6 protein-coding genes and 4 tRNA genes are annotated in these 5,459 nt (G+C 39.5%); 7 read left to right on the forward strand and 3 right to left on the reverse strand.

From position 1 onward, the window contains the following. Nucleotides 1-202, reverse strand: a 202-nt coding sequence (locus tag HC733_RS23305) for a hypothetical protein (RefSeq protein WP_238937657.1), incomplete at its 3' end; no start/stop codon positions are given. Between the two features lie 42 nt (nucleotides 203-244). Here HC733_RS23305 and HC733_RS21460 point away from each other — a divergent pair. The 5 genes from HC733_RS21460 to HC733_RS21480 all read left to right on the forward strand — a co-directional run bounded on the left by HC733_RS21460 (nucleotide 245) and on the right by HC733_RS21480 (nucleotide 2,801). Beyond that, nucleotides 245-320, forward strand: a tRNA-Val gene (locus tag HC733_RS21460). A 16-nt stretch (nucleotides 321-336) separates the two neighbouring features. After that, nucleotides 337-412: transfer RNA gene (locus HC733_RS21465), tRNA-Val, on the forward strand. Between the two features lie 33 nt (nucleotides 413-445). Continuing rightward, a tRNA-Val gene (locus HC733_RS21470) sits at nucleotides 446-521 on the forward strand. Between the two features lie 290 nt (nucleotides 522-811). Next, nucleotides 812-887 (forward strand) — tRNA-Val (locus tag HC733_RS21475). A 282-nt stretch (nucleotides 888-1,169) separates the two neighbouring features. After that, complete coding sequence (locus HC733_RS21480; RefSeq protein ID WP_190367022.1) at nucleotides 1,170-2,801, forward strand: response regulator; 1,632 nt, start codon at nucleotides 1,170-1,172, stop codon at nucleotides 2,799-2,801. Here HC733_RS21480 and msrB read toward each other — a convergent pair. Next, nucleotides 2,798-3,238, reverse strand: coding sequence for a peptide-methionine (R)-S-oxide reductase MsrB (msrB, locus tag HC733_RS21485; RefSeq protein ID WP_190367023.1), 441 nt, complete (start codon nucleotides 3,236-3,238; stop codon nucleotides 2,798-2,800). The two genes, HC733_RS21480 and msrB, sit on opposite strands and share 4 nt — an antisense overlap. A 22-nt stretch (nucleotides 3,239-3,260) precedes the next feature. Next, nucleotides 3,261-3,746: a DUF2919 domain-containing protein gene (locus tag HC733_RS21490; RefSeq protein ID WP_190367024.1), complete on the reverse strand. Its 486-nt coding sequence runs from the start codon at nucleotides 3,744-3,746 to the stop codon at nucleotides 3,261-3,263. Between the two features lie 413 nt (nucleotides 3,747-4,159). On the opposite strand from HC733_RS21490, the gene HC733_RS21495 reads away from it, so the two are divergent. Both HC733_RS21495 and HC733_RS21500 read left to right on the forward strand, forming a co-directional pair. Beyond that, nucleotides 4,160-4,321 (forward strand): hypothetical protein, encoded by a 162-nt coding sequence (locus HC733_RS21495; RefSeq protein WP_190367025.1) that lies wholly within the window; start codon nucleotides 4,160-4,162, stop codon nucleotides 4,319-4,321. Nucleotides 4,322-4,411: 90 nt separating this feature from the next. Next, nucleotides 4,412-5,359 carry an MvdC/MvdD family ATP grasp protein gene (locus HC733_RS21500; protein ID WP_190367026.1) on the forward strand — a complete coding sequence of 316 codons (948 nt, stop codon included), beginning with the start codon at nucleotides 4,412-4,414 and terminating at the stop codon, nucleotides 5,357-5,359. Nucleotides 5,360-5,459 lie beyond the last annotated feature (100 nt).

Below are 5,459 nucleotides of genomic sequence, written 5' to 3' on the forward strand. Positions count from 1 at the left end.
ATAACTGGTTAAATCCAGTATCACCCACCACTTTCTTAAGTGGACAATTTGGGAGAGCATCGCCGCCCTTCATAACGAAAGGCGAAGATAACTGGTTAAATCCAGTATCACCCACCACTATCTTAAGTGGACAATTCGGGAGAGCATCGCCGCCCTTCACAACGAAAGGCGAAGATAACTGGTCAAATCCAGTATCACCCACCACTTTCCAGGTTCTATAACTTAGAAAGTTAAATATCTAAATGGGTCGTTAGCTCAGTTGGGAGAGCATCGCCCTTACAAGGCGAGGGTCACTGGTTCAAGTCCAGTACGACCCACCATTTAGATACTCTTTGCGGGTCGTTAGCTCAGTTGGGAGAGCATCGCCCTTACAAGGCGAGGGTCACTGGTTCAAGTCCAGTACGACCCACCATTAATTTGGTGGATGCAAAGAACTGATTACTTGGGGTCGTTAGCTCAGTTGGGAGAGCATCGCCCTTACAAGGCGAGGGTCACTGGTTCAAGTCCAGTACGACCCACCATGTAATCAAATAACATAGTGGAGAGCATCGCCACCCCTTATTAGGCAAAGGCGATACTAGTTAAAGTCCAGTACGACCCACCATGTAATCAAATAACATAGTGGAGAGCGTCGCCACCCCTTATTAGGCAAAGGCGAGACTAGTTAAAGTCCAGTACGACCCACCATGTAATCAAATAACATAGTGGAGAGCGTCGCCACCCTTTATTAGGCAAAGGCGGGACTGGTTCAAGTTCAGCGCAACCCACCATGTAATCAAAATATAGTTATAAAGAACTACCTATCATATGTGGGTGATTAGCTCAGTTGGGAGAGCATCGCCCTTACAAGGCGAGGGTCACTGGTTCAAGTCCAGTATCACCCACCACATATGTCTACTCTGATTTATCTCCTTTAAAAAAGCATCGCCACTGTATTAAAACAAAGGCGAGGGCCACTGGTTCATGTCTAGATCACCCACCACGTGTGACCACTCAGCAACGTTTTCAAGATAGTCCTCGTATAGCGTCAGAGCTTCACTTTAACTCCAAACGTGCAAAAACCAATACTTTATGGTTAATTACTCTTTCCTCACTGTGCTAAATATTTTAAATCCGTAAATATCCGACTAGACTTGAAACAAGCCAATTATTAGAAGTAAATAGATTTCGTGAGTATTCAGCCCTTTGTTAATGCAAAAATTTTAATTGTTGAAGAGCAACCACTTGCGCTAAGTTATATGAGGCGCTCTTTAGAGCAATTGAGCTTTAGAGATATACAATTTGCAGACAGTGCAGCTGCAGCAAAGGAGTCATGTAAAATTCACAATTTTGAGCTAATTATTTGCTCGTTTGATCTTACTAATGGCCAAGATGGCTATCAACTATACGAAGAACTTAAACACAAAAAATTAATTCGTAAAACAACCGCATTTATTTTTGTATCTGCAGAAACCAGCCCCAGTGTTGTCCACAGTATTTTAGAGCTAAACCCTGATGAATTTTTGGTTAAGCCCTTTTCGATAAAAGAATTAAAAACTAGGATCGATCGGGTGCTAAAACGAAAGCATGCTTTGAAAAATGTTTACGCTTTAATAGATGATGGCAACGATTCAAAGGCCTTAAAACTAATTGATGCTGCACTGGACAAACAAGACCATGCTTACAGCCCTATCCTACTCAAACTCAAAGGTGAGATCCTACTAAGACTTAAGCGTATAGACGATGCAAAACACTTTTATAAATCAGCGTTAGAGCTACAGAAATTTACTTGGGCAAAAATAGGCTTAATAGAAGCACTCATTCTAAATAATGAAGATACATTAGCACAACGAATGCTCGAAAATATGATTGAGCAACCAGAAACTAGGCTAGTTGCATTAGATTTGCTTGGCAAACTGGAAGTAAAACTAAATATGCTAGAGCAAGCGCAAGAACGACTGCAGGAGGCTTCACAAATAGCTCCTAGGAACATAGATAGGCAAAAATCACTGGGTCGTATCGCATCACTAAATCATGATTATGAGTCAAACTATAACGCCATGAAAGAAATCGCCCATTATGCACGAAACTCTATTCATGACGGTCCTGATGTTTATTTAAACGCGGTGAGAGCTGGTATCGATTTTGCGCTTACAACCGACCAAAGTGATCAAATACACAGAATTACACGTCAAAGCCAACAATATTTGGGAGATTTAAAAAAGCAGTTTCCTGATGCTAGCAATCAAGCACAAATAGACGTACTACATGCTCGAATACATTATTTAAAGGATGAGAGCAAAAAAGCACGTCAACTTATAGAGCAGTTAGATGACGAACCAACCATAAAATCTGTAGACGGAGCCTTAGACAAAGCAAAGGCTTTTCATGAACTTGGCTTTCACAACAAAGCGCAAACTATGTTTACTCAAATAATCGACCACTGTAAGCATCACCAGCAAGTCAGCGATCCGATCACCATGCGCTATATAGAACAACAACAAAAAGAGCGAAAAGACATAACCATGGGCCCTAAAGAGCTCAATAATCATGCCGTTACTCAATTTAAACGCGGCCAGTTACAGGTCGCTATGGAAGCATTTACTCAGGCTTTTAGAATTATGCCTAAAAATGCCAGTATCGCATTAAACCTACTCCAATGCATGCTTGATCACACAGGGAAAAGCGGTGGTACATTTAATTCCACTTTAGCAAAAAAATGTTATAAAACACTGAGCACTATGCCTTTAGATGCAGAGCAACACCAACGCTTTGCCAAGCTCCTCGCTCATATGCAGGAACTAGGGTTATCTTTAGACTAGAGTTTGACCATAGATAGCGCATTGACACAGTAGCGTAAACCACTAGGAGGAGGACCATCAGGGAATACATGCCCTAAGTGCGCATCACACACGTTACATATAATTTCTATACGCTGCATTGCCGCAGAATTATCCTCAACATAAGCAATGGCATTTTTTTGTGCGGGTTGAGTAAATGAAGGCCACCCTGAGCCACTTTCAAATTTCTCTTGTGCATCAAAAAGTAGGTTGTTACAACAAACACAAGCATATTCACCCGGTTCAAATAAGCTGCAGCTCGCACTACTAAAAGGTCTCTCTGTCCCTTTTTTTCGAGTTATATAATAAACCTCCTCACTGAGTTCCCTTCGCCACTTCTCAGGGCTTTTCTCAACTCTGCAAGCAGGCTCAGGATTGCCCTTTTGGGCAAACTCTAAAATATCTTTCCATTTCAACATATGTACTCCTCGATTGAACGCCTTAACGTGATTTATCACTGTGTTCTGGTTCTGGCCAGTCATTAAAGAAGTAGCTTAAATATTTGCTTTTTAGCAAATATAAAATAACCCACAGCAGCATCACCATTTGTACCGCAATAAGCATAGAAAACTGATAGTGGCTTTGCGAGGCTTGGATTGTTAACCATGCCAAGTCTGCAATGGCCGCCAACAATAATGGCCAACGCATAAATCGCCAATATTTAGCCAACCGTTTCGAACTTGAAGGTCTTCGCAAAGAAAAAATGACAGTCGGAATAAGTGCAATTGAGCCAATTCCCAAAGCAACAAAGAAATGCGTTTTGGATTCAAAGAATATGGACATTAGATCTAAATCAGGTCGTCGAGCTACAGCCGAAAATATCCATAATAAGTAGGCACGCAGAAGCACCACTAGCGTTAAATTAAAAGCGATAGGCGTGCGATATACACCATATTTATCCCAGTACTCTGGGCCATACTGCTTCATTTTCTTACCCCAAACAGCTCTATTAAGTTTAGATTTCCCAATAGAACTTTACTAAGCACGTTCTCAAGTGCTGATATTGTTCATATCATGGAGCCAAGCAGAGCTAAATTCAAGGCTTACAGCTGAAAGGAGTAGCACCTCTTGTAAAAGCCTTTAAATTAATTCAAAGGTTGTTCTCGTTAATCAAATACATACCATAACATCAAAACTGTTCAGAAGCTTTGTTACTTTCTATCCAAATAGTTCTTCTCTATTTTCATATCTCTACATAAAAAACACCACATATTTCATTTGGAAATATAAAAACAAAAAACATATAAATTAATATAAAAACGGTATTGACCAAATATAAAAACATAGATAGTGTGAAATTAGACCATTTGGTCTATAACATAAATCAACAGGATATGATTATGAAAAATGTAAAACCATTCGCATTTAATTCTGCAAATAAAAACGAAGTTAAAAACGAAAAAAAGTGGCAAACCAATAATAAAGCAGCAACAGCTGGCTGTTCAGGCCCATGGGCAAGAGGTGACTCTCGCTGGGGAAGGGACAATGGAATCTGGTGTTAATTAACCACCGAAAATTAACGGCACAAAAACAAAGCCTTTTAGTGCCGTTATACAAAAAATAAGTAAATCGTTTTAATCAAGGAATGAACGATGAAAGAAGTACTTATAATAAGTTACAACGAAGACTATCATGTAAAAAAAACAACCCCCCTCTTCAATGAAAACAATATAAAATTTTTTACACTTTACTTAGATCATTTCCCAAAAGATTATAGCTTCACACAAGATTTTATACTCGGCAACTCTGAAGTTTATATTACCCACTTAAAAACAAATAAAAAAATAAAATTTAGTGATATCGGTGCAGTATGGCTGAGAAAACCAGCTTCGTATAGCTATCTAAGTGAAGAAATGGAACCTGGTTTAAGAGAGTTTGCGGATCAAGAAACCGAACACGCTCTTTTCAGTGCGCTTTACTGCTTAAACGTTTACTGGATCAGCCACCCTAAACACTTACGTGCAGCAATGTGGAAAGGTGAGCAGCTTAACAGAGCAACCCAATTTGGGTTCAAAATTCCAAATACAATTATTAGTCAAGATGCTAGTGCAATAAGGTCTTTCTATCTTGCAAATAATAAAGTTGTATATAAAGCAATGGCGAGCAGTACATTTATCGACTCAAATGGTCAAGAACGAGGTGTCGCTACTACGTTAGTTGACCAAGCAATGCTAGAAAATACCGATTCGTTATCACTTCTACCAAACCTATTTCAAGCATATGCAGACAAAGCATATGAGTTAAGAGTAACTATCGTTGGCGAACGAGTATTTGCAGCAAAACTCGACTCACAAGTTCACGAAGAAACTCAGATTGATTGTCGAAATTTAAACGTAGATATACCGATATCTGCATATACCCTGCCCCCTTACATCGAGCAAGCATGTTTATCTTTTGTGAAGAGCTATGAGCTAAATTATTCAGCTATAGATTTGATAGTCACCCCCGATGGAGAGTATATATTTTTAGAAAATAATCCAAATGGCCAGTTTATGTTCATTGAAGAGAAGGTCCCCGAATTAGCTGAGGGATCCCCATAAATAATCATTTAAATTCAAACACATCACTAACATCCAAATTTTGCCAATTCAAGTCAGTGATGGTTTTCTTAAAATGCCGGAGCCCCGCCATATAGTCTTG

Origin of the sequence: Pseudoalteromonas sp. S16_S37, assembly GCF_014694405.1 — a bacterium.
In the GTDB taxonomy this organism is placed as follows: Bacteria; Pseudomonadota; Gammaproteobacteria; order Enterobacterales; family Alteromonadaceae; genus Pseudoalteromonas.